Genomic DNA, 23,863 nt, shown 5'->3' with positions numbered 1-23,863 from the left:
GACGGCATCCGCCACTGGGCGTGGGTGACCTCCCCCGTATCCGTTCCTCCCGTCGCCCGTCCGCCCCTGTCGAGGACCACCCTGCTGGGCATCGGCGGGGTGCTGATCTGCGCCGCGATCTGGGGCACGACCTGGTACGCCATCACCCTTCAACTGGGGACGGTGCCGCCGCTGGCCTCAATCGTCTGGCGGTTCGGCCTCGCCTCGGCCCTCCTGTTTCTCGGCTGCCTGATCGCCCGCCAGAAGCTGCGGCTGACCCGGGCCCAGCATCTCGCCGCCCTCGGACAGGGGGCCTTCGCCTTTTCGATCAGCTACAGCTTCACCTACGCCTCGGAGGCCCACGTCGCCTCGGCCATCGTCGCCGTCACCTTCGCCTCCCTGACCTTCATCAATCTGGTGCTGTTCCGGCTGGCCGCTGGTCAGAAGGCGGCGGCCGCCTCATGGGGCGGGGCCATCCTCGGCGTGGTGGGCGTTGTGGTCCTGTCGGGCGGCGAGGTGCTCAGCGCGGGATTTGATCGGGAGGCGGCGCTCGGCGTCGGCCTGGCCCTGATCGCCGTCACGGCCTCGGCTTTCGGCAATTTCTTCGCCTGGAAGGGCCAGAATCACGGCTCGGCCGCCATTCCCTCGACCGCCTGGGCCATGGCCTACGGCACGGGCCTGCTGGCGCTCTACGGCCTGGCCACCGGGGTGGAGTTCACCATCGACCCGAGCTTCACCTATGTCGGATCGCTGCTCTATCTGTCGGTGTTCGGCTCGGTCATCGCCTTCGGCCTGTATTTCACCATCGCCCGGATGATCGGCTACGCCATGGCCAGCTATGTCTCGGCCCTGACCCCGCCCGTCGCGATGCTGGTTTCGGTCCTGTTCGAGGGCGCGCATTTCGGCTGGTCCGCCCTGGCCGGGCTGCTGCTCGTGTTGTCGGGTCAGGCCCTGATGATCCGCGCCCCGAAGGTCTCGTCCTAGCCGAACCAGCCGCGCTTCTTCTTCGGTTTCTCCGGCGCGGCTCCGGCCTTCTTCGCCGCTTCCGCGGCCAGTCGCTCACGTTCCGCCTTGACCCGCATGGCGACGAGCAGGGGGATGAGGCCGTGTCTGATGCGGGGATCCTGGCGAGGGTCGGCCATGTTCAGTCCTCCAGCTTCGATCCGTCGAGAAGGCGGGCGGCGCGCTCGCGTTCCGCCGCGACCCGGGTCCGCTCCGCTTTCGATTGTCCGTGCGCCGCCCGGTTGACGGTCGCGGTCGCCCTGGCCTCGGCCTTCGCCCGGTCCTTGCGCGCCCGGTTCAGATTGACGACCTCGCCCATGCCGGCCTCCGCAGTATGCAACCCGACGCGCGGCCGGGCGGTTTTCCCCGCCAGTTGCAGCCGGCAGGAGCGCCCATGGTAGACCCGACTCAAATCCGCGAACACCTCGAAGTCGTCGGCTCGGACGGTGAGCATGTCGGCCGCGTCGACCACGTCGTCGGGGACCAGATCGAACTGGCCAAACTCGACCTCGCCGGCGGCTTCAAACACCACATGATCCCGGTCAGCTGGGTCAATCATGTCGATGAGCATGTCCATCTCAACGTCACCAAGGACGAGGCCAGGGCGCGCTGGACCGAGAAGCCCCACTAGACCCCCGGCGAGCTTACCGCGAATTCACGAAGCCCCCGCTGTCGCCGGCGGGGCCTTCAGCATATCTGGGGAAGGCGCCGGCGTGCGGCGCGACCGGAACGACGCCTGTGATCCGCTTGATCCTCAACCTGCTGTGGTTCGTCTTCGGAGGCTGGCTGTCCGGCCTGCTCTGGCTGTTCGGCGGCGCGGTCCTGGCCCTCACCGTCGTCGGCCTGCCCTGGACCTTCGCCGCCTGGCGGATCGCCAGCTACTCCTTCTGGCCCTTCGGCCGCGAAGTGGTCTGGCGCGACGAACTCGGCGCCCACGACGTCGGTACGGGGCCGCTGGGCCTCGTCCTGAACGTCATCTGGTTCATCTTCGCCGGCTGGTACATCGCCCTGTCGCACCTGCTGATCGCCGTGGCCGAGTTCATCACCATCATCGGCATCCCGTTCGCGCTCAAGGACCTGGAGCTGGCCAAACTGGCCCTGGCCCCGATCGGCCGGACCATCCGCGACAAGCCCTGATCAGTCGTCCGCCAGCAGGATCTCCAGCATCATCTCGCGCCGGGTCAGGAAATTGCGCGTGACCTGAAAATGGTCGGTGTCCTCATAGTCGATCCGGTCCACGCCGTGCTCGGACACCTGATAGATCCAGGCGTTCGGATAGCCGAGGATGATCGGCGAATGGGTGGCGATGATCAGCTGCGACCGCGCCAGCACCAGTTCGTGCATCTTGGCCAGGAACGACAGCTGTCGTGACGGCGACAGGGCCGCTTCCGGCTCGTCGAGGATGTACAGGCCGTCGCCGATGAACCGGTTCTCGAACAGGGCGAAGAAGCTCTCGCCGTGGGACTGTTCATGCAGGGATTTGGCGCCGTACCGCGTGGCTCCCGCCGTCTCCAGATAGCTGGCCGTCGTAAAAAAGCTCTCGGCCCTCAGGAAGAAGCCGTCCTGCAGCCGCTGGGGCGATTTCACTGGCCGTACGAACCTGTGCAGCGGCGAATGGCTCTCCCGCGTGCCGAACCGGTGCTCACGCCCGCCGCCCTCGGCGTTGAAACCCCAGGCCACCGCCAGCGCCTCGATCAGGGTCGATTTGCCCGACCCATTCTCCCCGACCAGGAAGGTCACATTGGGATGGAACGCCAGACTGTGCAGCGTCCGCACCGCCGGCAGGTTGAACGGATAGACCGCGTCATCCCACTCCTCGCGCCGCTCGAACTGCGCCTCGATCCAGTAGGGACGGGTGAGGGCGGTCATGCTCAGAAGCCGGTGAACAGGCGGTCGAGGGCGCGGCGGATGTCGTCTTCATAGGGCTTGAGATCGCCGACGGATCGCTTCAGGCCGGTCCTCGCGATGGGGGCCATTTCCGCCAGCGAGAGGTGCAGGGCCTCGTCGTTCAGATCTACGGAGACAGAGACGCGCGTGAAGTCGCCGCTTCGACGCTCACGGATCAACGGCGCGATCAGGGCAGACGGCATCTCATCCACAAAATGGGATTGCATCAGGACGATGAAGGGTGCGGCGGCCTGGGAGCGAGGCGACGGATTCGGGAACACGTCGAACTGACGCATCACCAGGTCCGGAAGTCCTCGCCGAAGATGCCGTCGCGCGCGATCCGCTCGTTGTAGGCCTTGAGCGACTCGGCGTTTTCCGCAGCCCAAGCACGAGCGTCTGCGGCGCGTTCCGCGTCCGACTTCAGGGCGTTCCGCCGCCGGGCCAGCGCCTGCTGGACACCAGCCAGCCCTGCCGTCGTCAGGTCAACACCCAGCCGCTCAGCCTCGGCGACCATGGCGGGATCGATCTCGATCTTAAGCTCGGACTTGCCCATCAAGGCAGCCTACACCTGAACCCCAATAGCCGCTACCAACCGGAAGTAGGCCCCCATCACCCCGGCGAGATCATCTTCTCGGGCCGCACCGCCTCATCGAACTCGGCGTCGGTCAGATAGCCGCCGCCGACCGCTTCCTCGCGCAGCGTGGTGCCATTCTTGTGTGCGGTCTTGGCGATCTTGGCGCAGGCGTCATAGCCGAGCTTGCCGTTCAGGGCGGTGACCAGCATCAGCGAGTTGTCGAGGCCGCGCTTGATGTTGTCCTCGCGCGGTTCGATGCCGACGACGCAGTTGTCGGTGAACGACACCGCCGCATCGGCCATCAGCCGCACCGACTGCAGGAAGTTGTAGGCCATCACCGGGTTGAAGACGTTCAGCTCGAAATGGCCCTGCGAGCCGGCGAAGGTCACCGCGGCGTGGTTGCCGAACACCTGGACGCAGACCTGGGTCAGGGCCTCGGACTGGGTCGGATTGACCTTGCCCGGCATGATCGAACTGCCCGGCTCATTCTCCGGCAGGGCCAGTTCGCCCAGCCCTGAGCGTGGGCCCGAGCCGAGGAAGCGGATGTCGTTGGCGATCTTGAACAGGCTGGCGGCCACCGTGTTGATCGCGCCGTGGCTGAACACCATGGCGTCATGCGCCGCCAGGGCCTCGAACTTGTTCGGCGCCGTGGTGAAGGGCATGCCGGTGATGGCGGCGATGCGCTCGGCGACCTGCTCGGCGAACCCGATCGGCGCGTTCAGGCCGGTGCCCACGGCCGTGCCGCCCTGGGCCAGTTCCATCAGTTTCGGCAGGGTCAGTTCGATCCGCTCGATGCCGTTGGCGACCTGCTGGGCATAGCCGCCGAACTCCTGGCCGAGCGTCAGCGGCGTGGCGTCCTGGGTGTGCGTCCGGCCGATCTTGATGATGTGCGCCCAGGCCTTCGCCTTGGCGTCCAGCGCCGCGTGCAGATGCTTCAGCGCCGGGATCAGGTCGTTGACCACCTGTTCTGCGCAGGCGACGTGCATGGCCGTGGGGAAGGTGTCGTTCGACGACTGGCTCATGTTGACGTGGTCGTTGGGGTGGACCGGCTTCTTGGAGCCCATCTCCCCGCCCAGCATCTCGATGGCCCGGTTCGAGATCACCTCATTGGCGTTCATGTTCGACTGGGTGCCCGAACCGGTCTGCCAGACCACCAGCGGGAAATGGTCGTTCAGCTTGCCCTCTATGACCTCATTGGCCGCCGCGACGATGGTCTCGCCCAGCTTCGGGTTCAGCTTGCCCAGGGCCATATTGGTCTCGGCCGCGGCGCGTTTGACGATGCCCAGGGCGCGGACGATCGGCAGGGGCTGTTTCTCCCAGCCGATTTTGAAATTCCCCAGCGACCGCTGCGCCTGGGCGCCCCAATAGCGGTCCGAGGCGACCTCGATGGGGCCGAAGGTGTCGGTTTCCGAACGGGTCTTGGTCATGGTGGGCGGGCTCATCGGACGTGGCGGAGGACTGCGCGGCGGTGTAGCACGGGCAGGCGAGGGGACAAGGACAGGAGGCCGACATCATCGTTTCCGCCCTGATTGCGGCTGTACTGACGGCCCAGGCCGCGCCGCCGCCCGAGCCGCTGCCCCGGGCTTTGATCAGCACCGAATACGGTCCCATCACCCTCGAGCTGGATCATGTCCGGGCGCCGGTCACCGCGTGCAATTTCATGCGCTACGTCTCGGCCGGTCAGTACACCGGCGGCCGCTTCTTCCGTTCGGTGCTCGGTCCCATCAACGTCGTCCAGGCCGCGACCCCCAATGGCGACGACGATCCGGGTCTGGGCCCCATTCCGCTCGAACGGACGCGCGACACTGGCCTCGCCCATGTGGCGGGCGCCGTCTCCATGGCCCGCGATGGACCGGACACGGCGACCAGCAGCTTCTTCATCGTCACCCACGACAGCCCGAGCCTCGACTTCGGCGGCGGGCGCAATCCCGACGGTCAGGGCTTCGGCGTCTTCGGCCGCGTTGTGGACGGACTCGGGCTGCTGCACCATTTCCAGGGTTTTCCGGCCGTCGCGGAGCGGATTCAGCCGCCGGTGACCATGCTGTCGGTCGTCATGCTGGACCCGGTTCCGGCCGCCTGCGCCCACGCGCGGCCCGACCTATGACCCCAGGCTGGATCGGCGCCGGAAAGGTCCGCGCCCGCGAGACCGGCGAGGCGGTCGAGATCACCATCGACGGCCTGACCACCCAGGCCAAATACTACAAGCCGCTGGTCTATGAGTTCATGCGCAAGGAGTGGACCTCGCGCCCCTCCTGGGGCGACTACACGGTCGAGATCCTGATGGAGCATGTCGGCGATCCGCCGTGGCTGGACCTCGACAACCTCGCCAAGGCCCTGCTGGACGCCATCAAGGGCTATCTGTTCCACGACGACGCCCAGGTCGCCCGCCTGCTGGTCGAACGCCGCGAGGGCGAGCGCGAGCGGATCACGATCCGGGTCTTTCCGCGTCAGTCTCCGGGCGCGCCCGGATAGCGCTCGAACGTCGGCAGACGGTGCGCCGTCTCCATCCAGCCGATCCGTTCGGCGGTCTGGATCTGGGCCTGCAACGGAAGGGCGTCCGGATCGTCGAGCGTGGCGCTCTGAACATCGGTCATGCCCGGAAAGACAGTCTCGCTGGTGTAGAACAGGCCGGTCCCGCAGCGTCCGCAGAAATACCGCCGACCGTGCTCGGAGGACTCATAGACGCTGGTCTCGCCGGTGATGGCGATCCGGTCCGTCGGCGCCAGGGCCCAGGCCACCGCCGGCGCGCCGCTGGCCTTGCGGCAATCGGTGCAGTGGCACAGGGCGTGGTGGGCGACCTCGCGCGGCATCTCATAGCGGACCGCGCCGCAATGGCATCCACCGGACAACATCGGCATTCCTCCTGTCAGGGCTGAATGTTCCTTATATGTTCCCCTCATGAAACGCCAGCCCTGATCAGCCCGAAGGGCGGCTGAAGCGCAGTGTCGGCAGCCTTAGCTGCATCTCTGCGCCCACAAACAGTTGCGGCTCCGACGCCGGGCTCACCCCGCGCTCGGTCTCCTTGCGTGTCACACAGGCCCGCGTCCCCGCCGCGAGGGCCAGGAAGTCGGTCGCGGTCGGCAGGGTCTCGATGACGCAGCCGTCGAACCATGGATAGGTCTCGTCCGCCCCGCAGCCGAACGAGGTCCGCTCGCGGCTGGCGGCGGTCAGGACCATCCGGTTGGGCGCCGCCAGGGCGTTGACGAAGATGCCGGAATAGCAGGCCGAGACGATCACCACGGTCGGGCGGGTCCCGCAGGCCGAGCGGACGATATTGGCCATCATGTCAGGCGTCATCCGCGGCGCCTCGCCGAACACCATGGCGGTCGGAACGCCGTGCGAGGTGAAATACAGCAGACATCCCGACGTCCCCCGCGTCGCCGCCGCATTGATTCCTTCCACCACGGCCGAGGCCGCGACCGGTTGCGGCGCATCCGGCCTCAGGCTGTAGTCAACCATGTTGGCGCGAGGAAAGCCGGCGGCGAGGAAGCCCTTCACCAGATCGCGGCGGGCGTTGTCGAAGGCCTGGATCGGCCGGTTGGCTCCATCCCGCCAGTCCGCCGCGACGATCGCCGAGGTCCAGTTGACGAACCGGCTCGGCGGAGCGGCCGTCTGGGCATGGGCGGATGCATCGAACCCGAACACGATCGCCAGAACAATGATCAGACCCCGCCCCATGCGCTCTCCCGGTCTCAAGTCGAGGCCGAGATTACCGAATGAGGCGGCGAGGAAAAGAGGCTACTTCTTCCGGAACTGGTCCAGCGACACGACCTTGGGGCCGTCGTCATCGCCGTTCTGCGGCGGGGTCCGTTCGGGCTCGGCGGCGGCGACCTCGGCGGCGATCTCCTCGACCGTGGCCGGCGCCTCGAATTGCAGCAGGAACTGCACCGACGGATCATAGAAGCGGGTCACGGCGGTATAGGGCATGGCCAGCACCTTGGGAATGCCGCCGAATTTCAGCATGACCGAGAATTTCGTCGGCTCGACCTTCAGGTCCCAATACTGATGCTGCAGGACGACGGTCATCTCGTCCGGATATTTGGCCAGGATGTCGGGCGGCACGCTGACGCCGGGAGCCCGCGTCTTGAACGTCACATAGAAATGGTGCGCGCCCGGAATGCCGTCCGGCAGGGCGGCCCGCTCCAGCGCCGAGCGGATGACGCCGCGCAGCGCATCCTGCGCCAGCTGCTCATAGTGCATCTCGTCGACGGGGGGCGTCTCTTCGGCCATGGGTCGCCTCGGCTGTTCGCGCGAACTGATAGCGGCACGGCGAGGCCGGCGAAAGGTGGCGACATGGTGAAAGTGCCGGGATTCTGTTGGCAGGCTCCCGGCGGCCCCGCCCCAGGAACTGATCCCTGAGGACTTAAGTGTTCGAAATCACCCGAACCGCTTATGCGGCGAGAGCGACTTCTCCAGCGAAGTTATCGTTCGCAGTTAGAAAATGGCCCGATACGGTGGGCCAGGACGGGCGAAAGCAGTCTTCTTTACACGTCCGTCGATGCTAGTCGGCCCCATGCTCGCTCCGCCGATAACGCGGGGAAGAAATGGTGGAGCCGCCGGGAATCGCACCCGGGTCCGGTCCGCTTATTACAAGCGCGTTTATCGCCATAGTCCGGGCGAACCCGGACAGACGGAATATAGGGGCTTTGGCCTCACGTTCCAAGGGCTTCGCCGCGGTGGCGCACTCGCGCATCAGGGGCAGCACCCTTGACCCGGACTCCGGGAACTGTGTTCTGTGATCAGCTACAGGGGAGAAACCTCATGCGCCTTTTGACCTTCGCCGCCGTGGCGGCCGCGCCGCTGCTGTTGCTCGCGGCCTGCGACCAGCTCACGCCGGCCCCGGCGCCCGCGCCGGATCCCGCCCCGCCCCCGCCCGCCACGACCACGGTCTTCGGCGGCCTCGACCTCAGCCAGCCCTTCACCGTCCGGGGCAATGAACCCTTCTGGGCCATCGCGGTGACCTCGGCGACGCTCGACTACAGTGGAGTCGACCGGCCGCAGGAGACCGCCGCCAATCCCGGCCCGCAGGTCACGCCGTCTGTGGCGACCTTTACGGTCACGACCAGCCTGAACCATCCGCTTGTCGTGGTGCTGACCGTGGGTCCCTGTTCCGACGGCATGAGCGACACCGTCTATCCGCTGAATGCGACGGTCATTCGCCCCGGCGAAACCCTGACCGGCTGCGCCGGGGCCTGAGCCCGGCGATCAGTAGATCCGGGTCGTCAGATCGATCGTATGATCGGGCGGCCCGGCGGTGAACAGGTCCGGCCCGGGATCCGCGGCCGCGGCGAGGAAGATCTGGTGCTCCTCATAGAAGGAGCCCCGATTGCTGCCGCCCATGCTGTTGCGGAACCGGCCGTTCCATACGATCCGCGCGGTGTCGCCCGGCTCCAGGACGTAGAGCGGCGAGGGCAGTCCGTCCGGCCATCGCGTCTGCCGCATCCCCGGCGACGGGGGGCGCAGGGTCACTTCGACGACTCCGCCCGACCGGAGGGCCCAGGCCAGGGTGTTGGTGAACCGCATCCGCGACCAGTCGTCCTGCGACGCCCAGCCGGACCAGGCGCGCAGTTCGAACCCTTCGTCTTCCCGTCGGCGCACGTCGTGGATCCAGGCCTGTCCGGGCGGCGGCGGCCCGACCGGCGTCGGCAAGGGCAGGGCCTCCAGCAGCCTCGGCCGCGCCGCCGCGGCGTCGCGCGACGCCTTGGTCCAGTGGGTCCACAGGTTCTGGATCACGAGCATGGCGTCAGACCCGCGCCCAGCCGGGCGTCTGGTTCCTGAACCAGGTCAGCTGCCGCTTGGCGTAGTTGCGCGTGGCCTGCCGCGTCGCCTCCACCGCGGCCGCCAAGGTCGTCTCTCCCGACAGATGCGCCGCGAACTCGCGCACCCCGACCGCCTTCATCGCCGGCAGGGCGGGGTCCAGTCCGCGCGCGACCAGCGCCCGCACCTCGTCCAGCGCCCCGGCCTCGACCATTTGCGCCACCCGCAGGTCGCAGCGGGCGTACAGCGTCTCGCGGTCCGGCTCGATCACGAGACCGGCCCAGGAGCCCGGGGCCAGCAAGGGCGTCGTGTCGGCGGTCCAGTCGCTGAGCGCCCGGCCGGTGTGCTGCGCCACGGCCCAGGCCCGGGTGAGCCGCTGACGGTCTCCGGCCTCGATCCGCGCCGCCGCCGCCGGATCGACCCCGGCCAGGGCGCGCCGAAACGCCGCCTCGCCATTGGAGTCGAAGGCCGCCCCGGCGGCGTCGCGCACCTCGACCGGCACCTCGGGGACGTCCGCCAGCCCCGTGGTCAGGGCCGTGAAATACAGTCCGGTCCCACCCGTCAGCACCGCAGGGCGGCCTTCAGCCGCCAATTCGGCCAGCACCGGCATGACCGCCCGGCTCCAGCGTCCGACGGACCAGGCGTCCGCCGCATCGGCCACGCCGTACAGCCGGTGTTCGGCCATCGCCTCTTCCTCGACCGACGGACGGGCGCTCAGCACGCGCAGGTCGGCGTACAGTTGCTGGCTGTCGGCGTTGATGATCACGGCCCCGGTCCGCGCCGCCATCTCCAGCGCGCGCCGCGACTTGCCCGAGGCGGTCGGGCCGGCGAGCAGGGTGATGAGGGGGTCGGACAAATTCGGCGCTCGCGGGCAGGGGGCTTTCGGCGATAGAACGCGCAACTCGACCCGGCAACCCGTCAGGATCATGCCCGTGCCCGACCGCGAAACCGTTCTCGCCGCCCTCGACGCCGTCCTCGATCCCAGGACAGGGCAGGGGCTGGTCGCCGCCGGTCTGATCCAGGGGCTGGTCGTCGCCGACGACCGCGCCGGCTTCGCGCTCGAGGTCGCCGCATCCGACGCCGCCCTCTACGCCCCGGTCCGCGACGCCGCCGAGGCCGCGCTCAAGGCCCTGCCGGGCATGGCCCGTGTCGCCGTGGTTCTGACCGCGGAGACCTTGAAGGTATCAGCCCCGCGCCGCGCCTCCCTCTCGCCGCAGGCCGTCGACCAGGGCCGGCCCAAGGCCCCGGTCGCCACCGCCCGGCCCGCCCACGTCCGCCGCGTCCTCGCCGTGGCCAGCGGCAAGGGCGGGGTCGGCAAGTCCACTGTCGCGGTCAATCTCGCCGCCGCCTTCGCCGCCCGGGGGTTGTCGGTCGGCGTGCTCGACGCCGACGTCTACGGCCCCTCGATCCCGACCATGCTGGGCGTCTCGGGCGCGCCGGACTACATCGACAACCAGATCACCCCCCACGTCGCCCACGGTCTGAAGACCATGTCGGTCGGCCTCCTGACCAGGGCCACCGACGCCATGATCTGGCGCGGCCCGATGGCCTCCCAGGCCCTGACCCAGATGCTGACCCAGACCCGCTGGGGGACGGAGGACGCGCCGCTCGACATCCTCGTCGTCGACCTGCCGCCCGGCACAGGCGACGTCCAGCTGACCCTCGTTCAGAAGACCCCGCTGGACGGCGCCGTCATCGTCTCCACGCCCCAGGAGGTCGCCCTCGCCGACGCCCGCCGCGCCCACACCCTGTTCCAGAAGGTCCAGACCCCGACCCTCGGCCTGATCGAGAACATGACCGGTCCGGTCTTCGGCCGCGGCGGGGCGGAGGCCGAGGCCGGGCGTCTGGACATCCCCTACCTCGGCGACCTGCCGCTCGACGCCGCCCTGCGCGAAGGCGGCGACGCCGGCGTGCCGGTCGTGGTCAGCGATCCCGACGGCGACATCGCCGCCCGCTTCGCGGAATTCGCCGAGGCCCTGGCGAAAAAACTCGACCTTTAGGGTTTTCAAACGCAACCCTAATCGCCACCTTGTCGGTTCCAGTCACCTGAGAACCGCCCATGTCCGTCGACGCCCTGTTCCGTCCCTTCCAGGTCAAGTCCCTGAAGATGCCCAACCGCATCGTCATGGCGCCGATGACGCGGTCCTTCTCGCCGGGCGGAATCCCGACCAGCGACGTGGCCGGCTACTATCGCCGCCGGGCCGAGGGCGGGGTCGGACTGATCGTCACCGAGGGCACGGTCGTCGAACGCCCCGCCGCCCGCAACGACGCCAGGGTGCCGGTCTTCCACGGCGAGGCCCTGCCGGAATGGAAGAAGGTGGTGGAAGAGGTTCACGCCGCCGGCGGCCTGATCGCGCCCCAGCTCTGGCACGTCGGCTCGGCGCGCGGGCAGGGGGCGGACTGGGCTCCGCTCGGCAAGGTCGACAGCCCCTCGGGCATGACCAGCCCCGGCAAGCGCGGGCTCGAGCCCATGAGCGACGAGGACATCGCCGACACCATCGCCGCCTTCGGCCGCTCTGCCCGGGCCACCCGCGAGCTCGGCTTCGACGCCGTCGAGATCCACGGCGCCCACGGCTATCTGATCGACCAGTTCTTCTGGTCCGGCCTCAACGACCGCGCCGACAAATGGGGCGGCGGGACCATCGCCGACCGCGCCCGCTTCGGCGCCGAGGTGGTCAAGGCGGTGCGCGAAGGCGTCGGCCCGGACATGGCCCTGATCCTGCGCCTGTCGCAGTGGAAGTCGCACGATTTCGCGGCGAAGAACGCCCACGACCCCGCCGAGCTGGAACAGTGGCTGGCCCCGCTGGCCGAGGCCGGCGTCGACGTCTTCCACTGCTCGCAGCGCCGCTTCTGGGAGCCGGAGTTCGAGGGCTCGGACCTCAATTTCGCCGGCTGGACGAAGAAGGTCACCGGCCTGCCGACCATCACCGTCGGCTCGGTCGGGCTCGACGGCGAATTCATCGCGGCCTTCGGCGGCGCGGGCTCGAAGCCGGCCTCGCTGGACGGCCTGATCGCGCGGCTCGAAAAGGACGAGTTCGACCTCGTCGCCGTCGGACGCGCCCTGCTGGCCGATCCCCACTGGGTCGAGAAGATCCGCGACGGCCGGATGGACGAACTGAAGGATTTCGAACGCAGCGCGATGATGACGCTGAGCTAGGTTCCAGCTTCTGGGGGTCAGGTACGAGGGGGCATGCTCCAGGATGGAGTGCATCCCTGACCCCTGGCCCCTGGAACCTACGCTTCCTCCACCACCACGGCGGTCCCATAGGCCAGCACCTCGGTGACGCCCTCCATGATCTCATTGGCCTCATAGCGCATGCCGATCACGGCGTTGGCGCCCATGCCGGAGGCCTGTTCGATCAGGTGCTCCAGCGCCTCGGCCCGGGACGCCTCCGCCAGTTTCACATAGGCCCCGACCCGGCCGCCCAGCATCGACTGCAGCCCGCCGATGGCGTCGGACACCAGGTTGCGGGACCGCACCGTGATGCCCCGCGCGAGGCCCAGGGTCTTCACCACCCGATAGCCGGGCGCATCGTTGGTGGTCACGATCAGCATGGTCATTTCCTCTCAAGTACGCGGAAGACGAACCCGTGGTCGTCCTTCTCGCCCGCCGGATGGGCCTCGGAGGATACCTCTTTCCACGCACCCTCGTCGAACGCGGGGAACAGCACGTCGCCCTCCGGCTCGGCCTCGACCTCGGTCAGATACAGCCGCTTCGCCCGCGGCAGCGCCTTTTCGAACAGGGCCACGCCGCCGATGACGCAGATCTCCCCGACCCCGTCCTCCTCGGCCGTCTCGCGCGCGATCTCGATCGCCTCGTCCAGCGTCGTGCAGACCACGGCCCCCCGCGCCGAGAACGATTCATCGCGCGACAGGATCAGGTTCAGCCGGCCGGGCAGGGGCTTCAGCGGCAGGCTCTCCCAGGTCCTGCGCCCCATGATGCACGGTTTGCCGAGGGTGATGGCCTTGAACCGCTGCAGATCGCTGCGCAGCCGCCACGGCAGGTCGCCGTCCCGTCCGATCACCCCGTTGCGGGCGCGGGCGACGACGAGAACGAGGGCGGGGAGGGTCATGGGCGCGGCTCCAGCCAGTGCAGCCATTTCCGCTGCATGGCCTGTTCAAGGTCGATCCCCGCCCGGTCGCAATAGATCAGCAGCATCCCCAGCACGTCCGCCGCCTCGTCGCCCAGCTTGCCGGCGTCCGCCTCGCCCCGCGCCCTGCCGCTCATGCGCAGATGCTCGGCCGTCAGCTCGCCCAGCTCTTCCTGAACCTTGAGCAGGGCCCAGTCGCCGGAGCGGTCGATGCCGTGCTCGGTCGCGTAGATGTCGGAGATGCGCAGGACGTCGGCCTGCAGGGCCTTCAGGTCGAGGGTCATCAGACCGCGACCGGCGCCTTGATATGCGGCCACGGCTCGTACCCCTCGAGCACGAAGTCCTCGAGCGTATAGGCGAACAGGTCGTCCCGCGGCGTGATCGTAATGGTCGGGGCGGGCAGGGGCGCGCGGGCCAGCTGGGTCTCGGCCTGTTCGATGTGGTTCAGATACAGGTGGGCGTCGCCGAACGTGTGCACGAACTCGCCCGGCTTCAGGCCGCAGACCTGGGCCACCATCATGGTCAGAAGCGCATAGGACGCGATGTTGAACGGCACGCCCAGGAACACATCCGCCGACCGCTGGTACAGCTGGCAGCTCAGCCTGCCGTCGGCGACGAAGAACTGGAACAGGCAGTGGCAGGGCGGCAGGGCCATGTCGTCGACGTCGGCCGGGTTCCAGGCCGAGACGATGTGCCGGCGGCTGTTCGGATTGACCTTCAGCCCCTCGACCAGTTTGGTGATCTGGTCGATCATCCGTCCGTCGGGCGCCGCCCATGACCGCCACTGCTTGCCATAGACTGGGCCCAGCTCGCCCTCGGCGTCGGCCCATTCGTTCCAGATGCTGACGCCGTTGTCCTTCAGCCAGCCGATATTGGTCTCGCCGCGCAGGAACCACAGCAGTTCGACGATGATCGACCGCAGGTGCAGCTTCTTGGTCGTCAGGACCGGAAAGCCCTTGGCCAGATCAAACCGCATCTGCCGCCCGAACACGCCCAGCGTTCCCGTGCCCGTCCGGTCGTCGCGCCGGCTGCCGTTGTCGAGGATGTCGCGCAGCAGATTGAGGTACTGCCACTCCGGATGATCGGCCGCGACGGCGCCCGTGCGGGCATGGAGATCGGACAGGGCGGCGACGGCGTTCATGGGTGGAGTTGGCCCCGATTCGGATGCCGAATCACTGGTCAGCGAGCGCTCAGTCCACAGGCCGGACGGGCTATCCCCTGAATCCGTCCTCATCCAGAAACGTCTGCTCCTCCGGCGTCGTCTCGCGCCCCAGCGCCCGGTTGCGGTGGGGGAAGCGGCCAAACCGGGCGATCACGTCATGATGATGCTCGGCCCAGCGGTCGTCCGGCTTGCGGTCCATCCGGGTCTGGAACAGTTCGCGCTGGCGGTCCTGGTCGGCGCGATCTTCCGAATGCTGGAAGGGCAGGTAGAAGAACCGGCGGATATCTCCCTCGATCCGCAGGTCGTGCCCGGCCGCGAGAGCACGTTCGGCAAAATGCCGCGCCAGTGGATCCGTCGCGAAGGCATGGCCCGTGCCCCGGAAGGCGTTGCGCGGAAACTGGTCCAGCAGGATCAGCAGGGCCAGCGACCCCTCCGGCGTCTCCGCCCAGTGATCCAGTTCGCGCCGGGCGGCCATGAAATGCGCCGCTTCGAACCGCCGCCGGAATTCGGCGTCGAAGGCGTCGTCCTTGGCGAACCACTTCGAGGGACCGGCGTCTTTCCAGAAGGCGACGACGTCGGAAGGCGTTATGGGTGTGCTCATGTCTGAACACCTAAGCACGCCGCTCCCCGTCTTCCATGACCGCGACTGCGATCTCTCCATCGTGCGCGGCAAGCGCGTGGCCGTCATCGGGTACGGCAGCCAGGGCCGCACTCACGCCCTGAACCTGCGCGACTCCGGCGTGACCGACGTCGTCGTCGGCCTGAAAGCGGGCTCAGCCACGCGCGCAAAGGCGGAGGCCGACGGCTTTCCCGTCCTCACCGCCGGCGAGGCCGCCGCCTCCGCCGAGGTCGTCGCCGTCATGGTCTCGGACGAGGCTCATCGCGACCTGTGGCGCGATGAACTGGCCCCGGCCATGAAGCCCGGCGCCGCTCTGGTCTTCGCCCACGGCCTGTCGGTCCGCTTCGGCCTGGTCGAGCCGCGTCCCGATCTCGACGTCATTCTCGCCTCGCCCAAGGGCATCGGCCCGCGCATCCGCGACCTCTATGTCGAAGGGCAGGGGGTTTTCGCCCTGTTCGGCGTGCATCAGGACGCCTCGGGCGGGGCCCATGCGCTCGGCCTGTCCTATGCGGCGGCCCTGGGCTGTGGCCGCAAGGGCATCCTCGAGACCACCTTCGCCGCCGAATGCGAGAGCGACCTGTTCGGCGAACAGGTCGTGTTGTGCGGCGGGGTCGCCGAACTGGTCGACGCCGCCTTCATGAAACTGGTCGAGGCCGGCTATCCGCCCGAGGTGGCCTGGTTCGAATGCTTCTATGAGGTCAAGCTGGTCACCGACCTGATGTTCGAACGCGGCGTCGCCGGGGCCTTCACCCGCATCTCCAACACCGCGGAGTACGGCGCCTATCTCACCGGCCCGCGCATCATCGGCGAGCCGTCGCGGGCGGCCATGGACACCGTGCTGGAGGAGGTTCGCTCCGGCGACTTCGTGCGCCGGCTGATGGCCGACTATGACGCGGGCTCGCCCGATCTGCTGGCCCGGCGCAAGGCGCTGGCGGGCCGCACGATCGAGGCCGTGGGCGCGCATCTGAACACGGTGGCGGCGAGGGCGGGGGATTGAGGCGGGGAACCTCGGGGCCCCGAAGGGCTGTCTCTTCTTTCCGGGGAAAGATGGTCGGAGTGAGAGGATTCGAACCTCCGACCCCTGCGTCCCGAACGCAGTGCTCTACCAGGCTGAGCCACACTCCGACTTGAGGAGGGGGCTTATAGCCACGGGCTTTCACGCCCGCAAGCGCCGTTTCGCGGTCGGTGAAAATAGTCTCGAAACCGGTTCTTGCATCGCTCGCGGCCTTCGCGTATCTCGACCGCCTTCCGGCGCTTCGGCCCCGGATGCGCCGGACCTGCTGGGGAATGGTGTAATGGTAACACTCCGGTTTTTGGTACCGTCATTCTAGGTTCGAGTCCTAGTTCCCCAGCCATCCGCCCCGCTGACGGCGTCAGCCCTTCCGACAGACTTCCAGCGCGCCCCCGCCCGACGGCAGGGCGCCTTTCCGCATGAACGGCGTCGAATTGGTTCGCCGGGCGTGAACCGAACAACTATCTGCGCGTTGGGTGTCCGCTAACCGACACAAACAGTGTTAATGCGTCTGGTTAGCGCCCGGGGGATTGCCGTGTCTGAAGTACCTGACCTTCGGGTCATGATTGTCGAAGACCAGGCTCTGCTCGCCATGGAGCTGGAGCTGGTCCTGTCCGAGTTCGGCTGCGATGTCGTGGGCTGCGCCATGGACCAGGCCGGCGCCCTTGCGATCGCCGACCGCTTCCGGCCTGACCTCTCCCTGGTGGATATCAACCTGCTGGACGGCATGACCGGTCCCGACATCGCCCGGCGCCTGGTCAAGGATTACGGCTCGGCCGTGGTCTTCCTGACCGCCAATCCGGAACTGATCCCCGACGGCTTCGCGGGTGCGCTGGGGGCGGTGTCCAAGCCGTTCGACGAGTCGACCATCCGGGGGGTCGTGGCCTTCGCCCGCCAGTTCATCCGGCACGGCGCCATGGGCGAGCCGCCCCGCCGCTTCAGCCCGGCGCCGTGGCTGACGGCCCCGCCGACCGGAATCGCGCCGCGCTAGAGCAAACGCGGTCCAGGCTTCCTGGCTCAGGCCAGGCCGCCCCCGAGATCAAGTCCGGGAGACGCCGGCGGGGCGCCCTCCGGGTCCAGATCCAGCTGCATCAGGGTGACGTCCAGCCACCGTCCGAATTTCCAGCCGACCTGGCGATAGGCACCCGCCTCCCGGAACCCCAGCGCGCGGTGCAGGGCGATGGAGGCGGCGCTGGTGTCGCTGTCGCTGATGGCGCCGATCAGGTGCCGCAGGCCCCTGTCGCGGGTCCGCGCGATCAGGGCTTCCAGAAGGGCCCTGCCCACGCCGCGCCGCCGCGCCTGCGCCTCGATGTAGATCGAAACCTCCACGCCATAGCGATAGGCCGGGCGGGGCCGGAACGGCGAGAGATAGGCATAGCCGGCGAAGACGCCGTCGATGTCCGCCGCCAGCCAGGGCAGGGCGTGACGCCGCACGGCCATGAACCGCTGCGTCATCTCCTCAAGGCTGGGCGGCATGGTCTCGAAGGTCGCGGTGCCGCCCGCGACCTCGCGGGCGTACAGGGCGGTGATCGCCGGCAGGTCGCCCTCGGTCGCGTCTCTCAGTTCGAGTCTCATCGGGTCAGGCAGGGGCTGGAGAGACCGTCAGCAACCGTCAGTAGCGTCATCGCAGAACCTTGATATTCTGGGCTGTCATCCGGAGAGAGGGGATCATGAGAACACATCTTGTCGCCGCGGCGATAGCCGCTTCGCTGGCCGCCGGCTCGCCGGGCGCGGCCGCTGCGCAATCCAAGCCGGGCATGGCCCCGCCGGCGCCCGTGCGGCCGGCCACCGTCGATATCCGGGTCTGCAATGAAAGCGGACGCAACGGGACGGTGGCGATCTCCTATGTCGAGGTCGGCACGGGCCGCTTTATTAATCGCGGCTGGTATGTGGTGAACAACGGCTCCTGCACCGAACTGGTCTCCACCGACAACGCCAATTTCTACATGTACGGCGACACCCTGGACGGCTCGGGTCGGCGGTGGGAAGGCAACCACGCCCTGTGCGTCCAGTATCCGGGCCCCTACACCTTCTGGTCCGACGGCGGCGACACCTGCCCGGCCGGCTACGAGACCCGCAATTTCGTGGTCATGCACGCCGAGGACGTCGGTCCCTACACCTGGACGCTTCAGCCGTAGGGGCGGAGCCGGGGGCGGGTCAGACCCGCTCCCAGCCCTTGTCGATGGCCCAGACCGCAAAGGCGTAGTCGTGGGCGACCTCCTTCAGATAGTCGAACCGCCCCGATGACCCGGCGTGGCCGGCCTCCATATTGATCTTCAGCAGGATCGGCTTGCCCGAGGTCGTGGCCGGCCGCAGCTTCGCCACCCACTTCTCCGGCTCCCAGTAGGTCACCCGCGGATCGGACAGGCCGCCGGTGGCCAGCACCGCCGGATAGGCCATCGGTCCGACCTGGTCGTAGGGGCTGTAGCTCATCATATAGTCGTAGGCCTCGGGGTCCTCGATCGGATTGCCCCACTCGGGCCATTCCGGCGGCGTCAGCGGCAGGCTGGTGTCGCTCATGGTGTTGATGACGTCGACGAACGGAACGCCCCCGATCACCCCGGCCCACAGATCGGGCCGCATGTTGTTGATCGCGCCCATCAGCATCCCGCCGGCCGACCGGCCCTCGGCGACGATACGACCGGAACTGGCGTAGCCCCGGGCGATCAGATGTTCGGCCGAGGCGACGAAATCGGTGAAGGTGTTCTTCTTGGTCATCCGCCGCGCCGTCAGGAACCAGTTCCAGCCCTTGTCCGAGCCGCCCCGGACGTGGGCGATGGCGTAGATCCAGCCCCGATCCACCAGGGACAGCCGGTTGGTCGAGAAGCTGGCGGGGATCGGACTGCCGTAGGAGCCGTAGCCGTACAGCAGCACCGGCGCCGAGCCGTCTACCGGCGTGTCCCGGCGCCGCAGCACCGTCACCGGCACCAGTTCGCCATCGGGGGCAGGGGCGTTCAGCCGCTCGACCACATAGTCGGAGATGACGTGCCCCGACGGCACCTCCTGCACCTTGCGCAGGGTCCGTTCGCGGGTGGCCAGATCGTAGTCATAGGTCGAGGTCGGCGTGGACGGCGAGTTGTAGCCGTAACGCATGGTCGTCGTGTCGAACTCCGACGCCCCGCCCAGCGACAGGGAATAGGCGGGCTCGTCGACCGCGATCTCGTGCTCGGCGCCGGCGCGGTCGCGGATGACGATCTTCGTATTGGCGTCGGCCCGCTCCTGGCGGCCGATATAGTCCTTCACCAGTGCCACGCCCTCGATGTAGCGACCGGGAGTGTGGGGAACGAGATCGGCCCAGTGCGCCTTGCCCGGCGTCGCGGTCGGCGCCTCGACGATCTTGAAGTCGATCGAGTCGTCGGCGTTGGTGCGGATCACCCAGCGGTCGCCCCAGTGGTCGGCGTCGTACAGTCGCCCGACCACGCGAGGCTCCAGCACGACCGGGGTCGCGGTGGGCGTGGCGGCCGGAATGACCCGGGCCTCCGAGGTCTCCTGGTTGCCGGCGGTGATCAGGATGAAGGCGTCGTCGGCGGTGCGGCCGACGCTGATGAACATGCCATCGTCGTCCTCCTGATAGACCAGGGTGGTCTCGCCGCCGCGCGCGGGGCGGCGGAAGATCTTGTCCGGCCGGCCGTTGTCGTCGCGGTTGGTCCAGAAGATCCACTCGCTGTCCGGGGAGAAGGTGAAGTCGCCGATGGCCGAGCCGATCGGATCGGGCAGAACCTCGCCGGTCGCCAGGTCCCTGACGAAGATCTGGTGCACCTCGGAGCCTTGTGCGTCCTCCGAAAAGGCGAACAGGGCGTGGTCCGGGCTGTGGTCCGTGGAAGACACCTCGGAATAGGCCTTGCCCTCGGCCAGGGCGTTGGCGTCGAGAAGGAGCTGGGGCTCGCCGGCGCCGCCGCGCGGCTTGCGCATGTACCGGGGGTGCTGATCCCCGGTCCGGTATTCGACGTAATATTCCCAGGGACCGTCAGGCGAGGGGACCGAGCTGTCCGCCTCCTTGATCCGCCCCTTCATCTCCTCGAACATCGCGGCCTGCAGGGGCAGGGTCGAAGCCATCATCGCCTCGCGATAGGCGTTCTCGGCCTCGAGGTGTTCCTTGACGTCGGCCTTGATCAGCGTCGGGTCCCGCAGCACGGCCTGCCAGTTGTCGTCCTTCATCCACTGATAGTCGTCGGTGCGGACGCGCCCCAGCTGCTCGATACGGACCGGAATCTTCTTCGCGACGGGCGGGACGGGCGTTCCTTGGGACATCGAGGCTCCGGATGGGCGGGCTTGGGCGGGAAGGGCGGTCGCCGCGAGCACGGCGGCGGATGTGGCGAGAAGGTCGCGGCGATTCATGTCGAAGCCCCTGAAATGACGCTGGACCTTGTGCGCGCGGGCCACCCGCCGTCAAATGACAAACTCCAGTGACCGGGGCAGGGACGATGTTGGATTTTCAGACGCCGCCCCAACCCGCCTGGGACCAGGTGCAGGTCCCGGTCCAGATCCAGGAGCCGCCGATCGCGGAGCTCGCGGCTCCCGCCTGGGACCTGACCCTCGGCCTGATCAGCGCCACCGTGCAGATCGACCAGAACAATGGCGACGGCACCCGCCGCGTCGGCACGGCCTTCCTGATCGAGGCGCCGCGCCCCGACGGCGCGCCCCGAACCGTGCTGGTGACCGCCCATCATGTGCTCGACGGCATGGGCGGCCGCGACGCCCGGGTGGGCTGGCGCAGCGAAATGCCGGGCGGGGGCTGGCGGTTCGCGCCCGATCCCTTGCGCATCCGCAACGCCTCCGGCGACCCGGTCTGGACCAAACATCCGGACCGCGACATCGCTGTGATGGAGGTTTCCGCTCCGCCGGCCTTCGCCCGCGCCGCCATCCCGCTGGGCTGGCTCGCCAGCGGGGAGGATCTCGACAGCTGGCAGGTCGGGCCGGGCGACGAACTGCTGACCCTGGGCTTTCCGCGCGGCTATTCCTCGAACACGGCGGGGTTTCCGATCCTGCGCACCGGACGGATCGCCTCCTGGCCGTTGACGCCGGCCCAGAACTTTCCGGTCTTCCTGCTTGATTTTCCGGTCTTTCCGGGAAACTCCGGCGGACCGGTCTTCTGGACTCCCGCGGCGCGCAAATTGCCGGGGACGGTCCAGCCCGATCACCCGTTCATCGCCGGAGTGCTGACGTCAGAGGTGCGCCCGTCGGACGAGCCGCTCGGCATCGGGGTGGTGGCTCACGCCGTCTATGTCCGCGAGGCGATCGCCTTGCTGGACGCCGCGCCGACGGTGGGACAGGGGCCGTAGGCCGGTTCTGTCTGCGAATGTCTGTAATGCGCATAAGATATATTATGCGAAATCAGATCAGTCGCTGAGGCTTCAGCGCTTCGGCGCCCGGTCCTGCAGCCGCGCCGCAAGGCTTGATGTGTCCCAGCGTGCGCCGCCCATGGACTGCACTTCGGAATAGAACTGATCCACCAGCGCGGTCAGCGACAGGTGCGCGCCATTGGTCCGCGCCTCGTCCAGCACCAGCCCCAGGTCCTTGCGCATCCAGTCGACGGCGAAACCGAAGTCGAACCGGCCCTCGGCCATGGTCTTCCAGCGATTGTCCATCTGCCACGACTGGGCCGCGCCCTTGGAGATGGCGTCATAGGCCGCGTCCGTGTCGAGGCCCGCGACCTCGGCGAAATGCACGGCCTCGGCCAGGCCCTGGACGACCCCGGCGATGGCGATCTGGTTGACCATCTTGGTCAACTGGCCGGACCCCGACGGCCCCATGTGTTTGACCGCCTTCGAATAGGCCATCAGGGTCGGCTCGACCCGTGCCAGCGCCGCCGCGTCGCCCCCCGCCATGACGCTGAGCTGTCCGTTCTCGGCCCCTGCCTGCCCCCCGGAGACCGGCGCGTCGATAAAGAAGCAGCCACGTTCAGTCGCCAACGCAGCCATTTCGCGGGCGACCCTGGCGGACGTCGTCGTGTGGTCAACGATGACCGCCCCTGCCGGGAGAAACGGAAGAGCCACTGACACAACCTGGCGGACATCGTCGTCGTTGCCGACGCACAGGATGAACACCTCTGCATCATCGGCCGCCGCGGCGGCGTCGGCACAGAATCCGCCGCCCGTCGCCAGGGCCCAGGCTTTGGCCTTTTCCAGCGACCGGTTGTAGCCGACGACCTCATGTCCCGCCTGAATCACATGCCGGGCCATCGGCCCGCCCATGACGCCCAGGCCCGCGAAACCGATCTTCATGTGTCCGGCTCCTCGGCGACGCCGTAGCGTCCACGGAAATAGGTCAGCCCGGCCCCGGGGCGGGTTTCGAAACCCTTCACCGCCCCGACGATGGTCAGATGGTCGCCCATGACGATTCTGTCCGTGGCCACGCAGTCCAGTCGTGTCAGGGCGTTCTTCAGGATCGGCGGCTCCGCGCTGGTGCTGTCGAATTCGTCCGACGACAGGCGGCAGATCCCCCAGGCGAAGCGGTCCGACATTTCGCGGTCCTCGACCGGCAGCATATGCACCGCGAACCGGTCGGCGGCCGCAAAGCCGTCGTGCCGGTCGGATGACCGGTCCAGACACCACAGCACCAGCGGCGGCTTCAGGGACACGGAGGTGAAGGAGTTGATCGTGATGCCGTACGGCCCGTCGGGCGTATGGGCCGTCACGACGCAGACCCCGGTCGCGAATCCGCCCAGCGCCCGGCGATAGGCGGCAAGGTCAAAGGCGGCGGGATCGGGACTGTTCACGTCTGACGACTATGCGACCGACTGCGTCCGGGCAAGGCGCGACATGGGAAACGCGGTCTTAACCTTGACGCCCCCACCCTGCCCGCGAGTTCTCCGCCAAAGGTCCGCGTCTCCATGTCCCTGAGCGATCGCCCGATCCTCATCAAGAAGATCAAGAAGGTCTCCGGCCATGGTCACCATGGCGGCGCCTGGAAGGTCGCCTATGCCGACTTCGTGACGGCCATGATGGCCTTCTTCCTGCTGATGTGGCTGATCAACACGACCGATCCGGAACAGAAGCGCGGCATCGCCGAATATTTCGCCCCCGCCAGCGTTTCCCCGACGACCTCGGGCTCCGGCGGCATCCTGGGCGGCACCTCCCTCGGGGATGACGGCGCCAAGAGCTCGGGCTCGCAATCCGTCATCAGCGAACTGGCTCCCGAGGCTCCGGCGAATGCGCCCCAGGAAGTCGGTCAGAACGCCAACCTCGCCGCCGCCAGCGAGGAAGCCCTGCGCGAGGAGATCGCCCGCCGTGAGGCCGCCGAATTCGCCTCGGCCGCCGAATCGCTGCGTCAGGCGATGCAGTCGATGCCCGAACTGGCCGAACTGTCGAAACAGCTGATCATCGACCAGACGCCGGAAGGCCTGCGTATCCAGCTCGTTGATCAGGAGGGCCGGTCGATGTTCGACGCGACCTCCGCCCGCCCGAACGCCCGCGCCCAGCTGCTGCTGCGGACCATATCCCGGGTCATCAACCAGCTGCCCAATCGCATCTCGATCACCGGCCACACCTCGGCCGCGCCGGGATCGAACCGCGCGACCCTGCCGACCGACTGGGCCCTGTCCTCAGCCCGCGCGAACGCCTCGCGCCTGATCCTCCAGAGCGCCGGCGTCGATGCGGACCGGGTCTACCAGGTGTCAGGCAAGGCCGGCTCCGACCCGCTGTATCCCGATGATCCCACCCTGGCCGGCAACCGCCGCATCGCCATCGTCCTGTTGCGCGAGGCGCCGGTCCTGCCGACGGACACCAGCCTGTGACCGTTCGCCCCGCATGCTTGTGTGGGGCGAATGGCCTTGCCCCGC

33 protein-coding genes, 2 tRNA genes and 1 other RNA gene are annotated in these 23,863 nt (G+C 68.1%); 14 read left to right on the top strand and 22 right to left on the bottom strand.

What is annotated here, in order from left to right; translation table 11 throughout:
* The first annotated feature begins 24 nt into the window (after nt 1-24).
* On the top strand, nt 25-963 hold the full coding sequence (locus QQJ79_RS00280) for a DMT family transporter (protein ID WP_284219894.1): 939 nt from the start codon (nt 25-27) through the stop codon (nt 961-963).
* On the opposite strand, the gene QQJ79_RS00275 is transcribed toward QQJ79_RS00280, so the two are convergent.
* Both QQJ79_RS00275 and QQJ79_RS00270 read right to left on the bottom strand, forming a co-directional pair.
* Nucleotides 960-1,121, bottom strand: coding sequence for a hypothetical protein (locus tag QQJ79_RS00275; RefSeq protein WP_284219891.1), 162 nt, complete (start codon nt 1,119-1,121; stop codon nt 960-962). The genes QQJ79_RS00280 and QQJ79_RS00275 overlap by 4 nt on opposite strands.
* A gap of 2 nt (nt 1,122-1,123) precedes the next feature.
* The gene (locus QQJ79_RS00270; RefSeq protein ID WP_284219889.1) at nt 1,124-1,300 is read right to left on the bottom strand and encodes a DUF4169 family protein; all 177 of its coding nucleotides are present in this window, start codon (nt 1,298-1,300) and stop codon (nt 1,124-1,126) included.
* Nucleotides 1,301-1,375: 75 nt separating this feature from the next.
* Between QQJ79_RS00270 and QQJ79_RS00265 the strand changes: the two genes are divergently transcribed.
* Both QQJ79_RS00265 and QQJ79_RS00260 read left to right on the top strand, forming a co-directional pair.
* The gene (locus tag QQJ79_RS00265) at nt 1,376-1,612 is read left to right on the top strand and encodes a DUF2171 domain-containing protein (protein ID WP_284219887.1); all 237 of its coding nucleotides are present in this window, start codon (nt 1,376-1,378) and stop codon (nt 1,610-1,612) included.
* Between the two features lie 107 nt (nt 1,613-1,719).
* The gene (locus tag QQJ79_RS00260; protein ID WP_284219885.1) at nt 1,720-2,118 is read left to right on the top strand and encodes a YccF domain-containing protein; all 399 of its coding nucleotides are present in this window, start codon (nt 1,720-1,722) and stop codon (nt 2,116-2,118) included.
* Here QQJ79_RS00260 and QQJ79_RS00255 read toward each other — a convergent pair whose 3' ends face one another.
* From QQJ79_RS00255 to fumC, 4 genes are read right to left on the bottom strand one after another with little or no spacing between them, the layout of a single operon-like run.
* Complete coding sequence (locus QQJ79_RS00255; protein ID WP_284219883.1) at nt 2,119-2,850, bottom strand: AAA family ATPase; 732 nt, start codon at nt 2,848-2,850, stop codon at nt 2,119-2,121. It abuts the gene before it with no gap.
* Nucleotides 2,851-2,852: 2 nt separating this feature from the next.
* The gene (locus tag QQJ79_RS00250; protein ID WP_284219881.1) at nt 2,853-3,164 is read right to left on the bottom strand and encodes a CcdB family protein; all 312 of its coding nucleotides are present in this window, start codon (nt 3,162-3,164) and stop codon (nt 2,853-2,855) included.
* Complete coding sequence (locus QQJ79_RS00245; protein WP_284219880.1) at nt 3,164-3,421, bottom strand: type II toxin-antitoxin system CcdA family antitoxin; 258 nt, start codon at nt 3,419-3,421, stop codon at nt 3,164-3,166. Before QQJ79_RS00245 ends, QQJ79_RS00250 begins: the two co-directional genes overlap by 1 nt.
* Before the next feature lie 56 nt (nt 3,422-3,477).
* Complete coding sequence (gene fumC, locus QQJ79_RS00240; protein WP_284219878.1) at nt 3,478-4,869, bottom strand: class II fumarate hydratase; 1,392 nt, start codon at nt 4,867-4,869, stop codon at nt 3,478-3,480.
* Nucleotides 4,870-5,027: 158 nt separating this feature from the next.
* On the opposite strand from fumC, the gene QQJ79_RS00235 reads away from it, so the two are divergent.
* Both QQJ79_RS00235 and QQJ79_RS00230 read left to right on the top strand, forming a co-directional pair.
* The gene (locus QQJ79_RS00235) at nt 5,028-5,546 is read left to right on the top strand and encodes a peptidylprolyl isomerase (RefSeq protein ID WP_284219876.1); all 519 of its coding nucleotides are present in this window, start codon (nt 5,028-5,030) and stop codon (nt 5,544-5,546) included.
* Nucleotides 5,543-5,914: a RusA family crossover junction endodeoxyribonuclease gene (locus tag QQJ79_RS00230; RefSeq protein WP_284219873.1), complete on the top strand. Its 372-nt coding sequence runs from the start codon at nt 5,543-5,545 to the stop codon at nt 5,912-5,914. Before QQJ79_RS00235 ends, QQJ79_RS00230 begins: the two co-directional genes overlap by 4 nt.
* On the opposite strand, the gene QQJ79_RS00225 is transcribed toward QQJ79_RS00230, so the two are convergent.
* The 4 genes from QQJ79_RS00225 to ssrA all read right to left on the bottom strand — a co-directional run bounded on the left by QQJ79_RS00225 (nt 5,890) and on the right by ssrA (nt 8,109).
* Entirely contained in the window at nt 5,890-6,300 is a 411-nt protein-coding gene (locus tag QQJ79_RS00225) for a GFA family protein (protein WP_284219871.1), read from the bottom strand. The two genes, QQJ79_RS00230 and QQJ79_RS00225, sit on opposite strands and share 25 nt — an antisense overlap.
* A 58-nt stretch (nt 6,301-6,358) precedes the next feature.
* Nucleotides 6,359-7,120, bottom strand: a complete 762-nt coding sequence (locus tag QQJ79_RS00220; RefSeq protein ID WP_284219869.1) for a C13 family peptidase — start codon at nt 7,118-7,120, stop codon at nt 6,359-6,361.
* 60 nt (nt 7,121-7,180) lie between these two features.
* Nucleotides 7,181-7,672, bottom strand: coding sequence for an SspB family protein (locus tag QQJ79_RS00215; protein WP_284219868.1), 492 nt, complete (start codon nt 7,670-7,672; stop codon nt 7,181-7,183).
* Nucleotides 7,673-7,743: 71 nt separating this feature from the next.
* Nucleotides 7,744-8,109, bottom strand: a transfer-messenger RNA (tmRNA) gene (gene ssrA / locus QQJ79_RS00210).
* 94 nt (nt 8,110-8,203) lie between these two features.
* On the opposite strand from ssrA, the gene QQJ79_RS00205 reads away from it, so the two are divergent.
* Nucleotides 8,204-8,638 carry a COG3650 family protein gene (locus tag QQJ79_RS00205; protein ID WP_284219866.1) on the top strand — a complete coding sequence of 145 codons (435 nt, stop codon included), beginning with the start codon at nt 8,204-8,206 and terminating at the stop codon, nt 8,636-8,638.
* Nucleotides 8,639-8,647: 9 nt separating this feature from the next.
* Here QQJ79_RS00205 and QQJ79_RS00200 read toward each other — a convergent pair whose 3' ends face one another.
* Both QQJ79_RS00200 and miaA read right to left on the bottom strand, forming a co-directional pair.
* On the bottom strand, nt 8,648-9,181 hold the full coding sequence (locus QQJ79_RS00200) for a hypothetical protein (protein ID WP_284219864.1): 534 nt from the start codon (nt 9,179-9,181) through the stop codon (nt 8,648-8,650).
* Between the two features lie 4 nt (nt 9,182-9,185).
* A complete protein-coding gene (miaA, locus tag QQJ79_RS00195) occupies nt 9,186-10,055 on the bottom strand; it encodes a tRNA (adenosine(37)-N6)-dimethylallyltransferase MiaA (protein ID WP_284219863.1) in 870 nt (289 codons plus the stop codon).
* 70 nt (nt 10,056-10,125) lie between these two features.
* Here miaA and QQJ79_RS00190 point away from each other — a divergent pair, with 70 nt between their 5' ends.
* Both QQJ79_RS00190 and QQJ79_RS00185 read left to right on the top strand, forming a co-directional pair.
* Nucleotides 10,126-11,199 (top strand): Mrp/NBP35 family ATP-binding protein, encoded by a 1,074-nt coding sequence (locus QQJ79_RS00190; protein ID WP_284219859.1) that lies wholly within the window; start codon nt 10,126-10,128, stop codon nt 11,197-11,199.
* Nucleotides 11,200-11,258: 59 nt separating this feature from the next.
* Nucleotides 11,259-12,356: an NADH:flavin oxidoreductase gene (locus QQJ79_RS00185; protein WP_284219857.1), complete on the top strand. Its 1,098-nt coding sequence runs from the start codon at nt 11,259-11,261 to the stop codon at nt 12,354-12,356.
* Between the two features lie 77 nt (nt 12,357-12,433).
* Here QQJ79_RS00185 and QQJ79_RS00180 read toward each other — a convergent pair whose 3' ends face one another.
* From QQJ79_RS00180 to QQJ79_RS00160, 5 genes are all read right to left on the bottom strand, one after another.
* A complete protein-coding gene (locus QQJ79_RS00180) occupies nt 12,434-12,754 on the bottom strand; it encodes a YbjQ family protein (RefSeq protein WP_284219856.1) in 321 nt (106 codons plus the stop codon).
* A 2-nt stretch (nt 12,755-12,756) separates the two neighbouring features.
* On the bottom strand, nt 12,757-13,272 hold the full coding sequence (locus QQJ79_RS00175; RefSeq protein WP_284219855.1) for a dihydrofolate reductase: 516 nt from the start codon (nt 13,270-13,272) through the stop codon (nt 12,757-12,759).
* Nucleotides 13,269-13,574, bottom strand: coding sequence for a nucleoside triphosphate pyrophosphohydrolase family protein (locus tag QQJ79_RS00170; RefSeq protein ID WP_284219854.1), 306 nt, complete (start codon nt 13,572-13,574; stop codon nt 13,269-13,271). The genes QQJ79_RS00175 and QQJ79_RS00170 overlap by 4 nt, the downstream gene beginning before the upstream one ends.
* Nucleotides 13,574-14,431: a thymidylate synthase gene (locus QQJ79_RS00165; protein WP_284219853.1), complete on the bottom strand. Its 858-nt coding sequence runs from the start codon at nt 14,429-14,431 to the stop codon at nt 13,574-13,576. Before QQJ79_RS00165 ends, QQJ79_RS00170 begins: the two co-directional genes overlap by 1 nt.
* 70 nt (nt 14,432-14,501) lie before the next feature.
* Nucleotides 14,502-15,053: a DUF924 family protein gene (locus QQJ79_RS00160; RefSeq protein WP_284219852.1), complete on the bottom strand. Its 552-nt coding sequence runs from the start codon at nt 15,051-15,053 to the stop codon at nt 14,502-14,504.
* Between QQJ79_RS00160 and ilvC the strand changes: the two genes are divergently transcribed.
* The gene (gene ilvC, locus QQJ79_RS00155) at nt 15,052-16,068 is read left to right on the top strand and encodes a ketol-acid reductoisomerase (RefSeq protein ID WP_284219851.1); all 1,017 of its coding nucleotides are present in this window, start codon (nt 15,052-15,054) and stop codon (nt 16,066-16,068) included. The genes QQJ79_RS00160 and ilvC overlap by 2 nt on opposite strands.
* 51 nt (nt 16,069-16,119) lie before the next feature.
* Here the strand turns inward: ilvC and QQJ79_RS00150 are convergent.
* Nucleotides 16,120-16,196, bottom strand: a tRNA-Pro gene (locus QQJ79_RS00150).
* Nucleotides 16,197-16,352: 156 nt separating this feature from the next.
* On the opposite strand from QQJ79_RS00150, the gene QQJ79_RS00145 reads away from it, so the two are divergent.
* Together QQJ79_RS00145 and QQJ79_RS00140 are read left to right on the top strand one after the other, a co-directional pair.
* Nucleotides 16,353-16,426, top strand: a tRNA-Gln gene (locus QQJ79_RS00145).
* A gap of 219 nt (nt 16,427-16,645) precedes the next feature.
* Entirely contained in the window at nt 16,646-17,074 is a 429-nt protein-coding gene (locus tag QQJ79_RS00140) for a response regulator (RefSeq protein WP_284219849.1), read from the top strand.
* A gap of 26 nt (nt 17,075-17,100) precedes the next feature.
* Here QQJ79_RS00140 and QQJ79_RS00135 read toward each other — a convergent pair whose 3' ends face one another.
* Nucleotides 17,101-17,658, bottom strand: coding sequence for a GNAT family N-acetyltransferase (locus QQJ79_RS00135; RefSeq protein WP_284219848.1), 558 nt, complete (start codon nt 17,656-17,658; stop codon nt 17,101-17,103).
* Between the two features lie 95 nt (nt 17,659-17,753).
* Between QQJ79_RS00135 and QQJ79_RS00130 the strand changes: the two genes are divergently transcribed.
* Nucleotides 17,754-18,221 carry a DUF1036 domain-containing protein gene (locus QQJ79_RS00130; RefSeq protein ID WP_284219846.1) on the top strand — a complete coding sequence of 156 codons (468 nt, stop codon included), beginning with the start codon at nt 17,754-17,756 and terminating at the stop codon, nt 18,219-18,221.
* A 19-nt stretch (nt 18,222-18,240) separates the two neighbouring features.
* Here the strand turns inward: QQJ79_RS00130 and QQJ79_RS00125 are convergent, their stop codons facing one another.
* The gene (locus tag QQJ79_RS00125; RefSeq protein ID WP_284219844.1) at nt 18,241-20,421 is read right to left on the bottom strand and encodes a prolyl oligopeptidase family serine peptidase; all 2,181 of its coding nucleotides are present in this window, start codon (nt 20,419-20,421) and stop codon (nt 18,241-18,243) included.
* Between the two features lie 86 nt (nt 20,422-20,507).
* Here QQJ79_RS00125 and QQJ79_RS00120 point away from each other — a divergent pair, with 86 nt between their 5' ends.
* A complete protein-coding gene (locus QQJ79_RS00120) occupies nt 20,508-21,365 on the top strand; it encodes a trypsin-like serine peptidase (RefSeq protein ID WP_284219843.1) in 858 nt (285 codons plus the stop codon).
* A 72-nt stretch (nt 21,366-21,437) separates the two neighbouring features.
* On the opposite strand, the gene QQJ79_RS00115 is transcribed toward QQJ79_RS00120, so the two are convergent.
* Nucleotides 21,438-22,307 carry an NAD(P)-dependent oxidoreductase gene (locus QQJ79_RS00115; protein ID WP_284219842.1) on the bottom strand — a complete coding sequence of 290 codons (870 nt, stop codon included), beginning with the start codon at nt 22,305-22,307 and terminating at the stop codon, nt 21,438-21,440.
* On the bottom strand, nt 22,304-22,801 hold the full coding sequence (locus QQJ79_RS00110; RefSeq protein ID WP_284219840.1) for a flavin reductase family protein: 498 nt from the start codon (nt 22,799-22,801) through the stop codon (nt 22,304-22,306). Before QQJ79_RS00110 ends, QQJ79_RS00115 begins: the two co-directional genes overlap by 4 nt.
* 114 nt (nt 22,802-22,915) lie before the next feature.
* Between QQJ79_RS00110 and QQJ79_RS00105 the strand changes: the two genes are divergently transcribed.
* Nucleotides 22,916-23,818: a flagellar motor protein MotB gene (locus QQJ79_RS00105; protein ID WP_284219838.1), complete on the top strand. Its 903-nt coding sequence runs from the start codon at nt 22,916-22,918 to the stop codon at nt 23,816-23,818.
* Nucleotides 23,819-23,863: the final 45 nt, after the last annotated feature.

This window comes from Brevundimonas denitrificans (genome assembly GCF_030160755.1).
GTDB classification, from domain to species: Bacteria; Pseudomonadota; Alphaproteobacteria; order Caulobacterales; family Caulobacteraceae; genus Brevundimonas; species Brevundimonas denitrificans.
The sequence above is the reverse complement of the archived record's forward strand: the minus strand, read 5'-3'. Positions and strand labels throughout refer to the sequence as shown.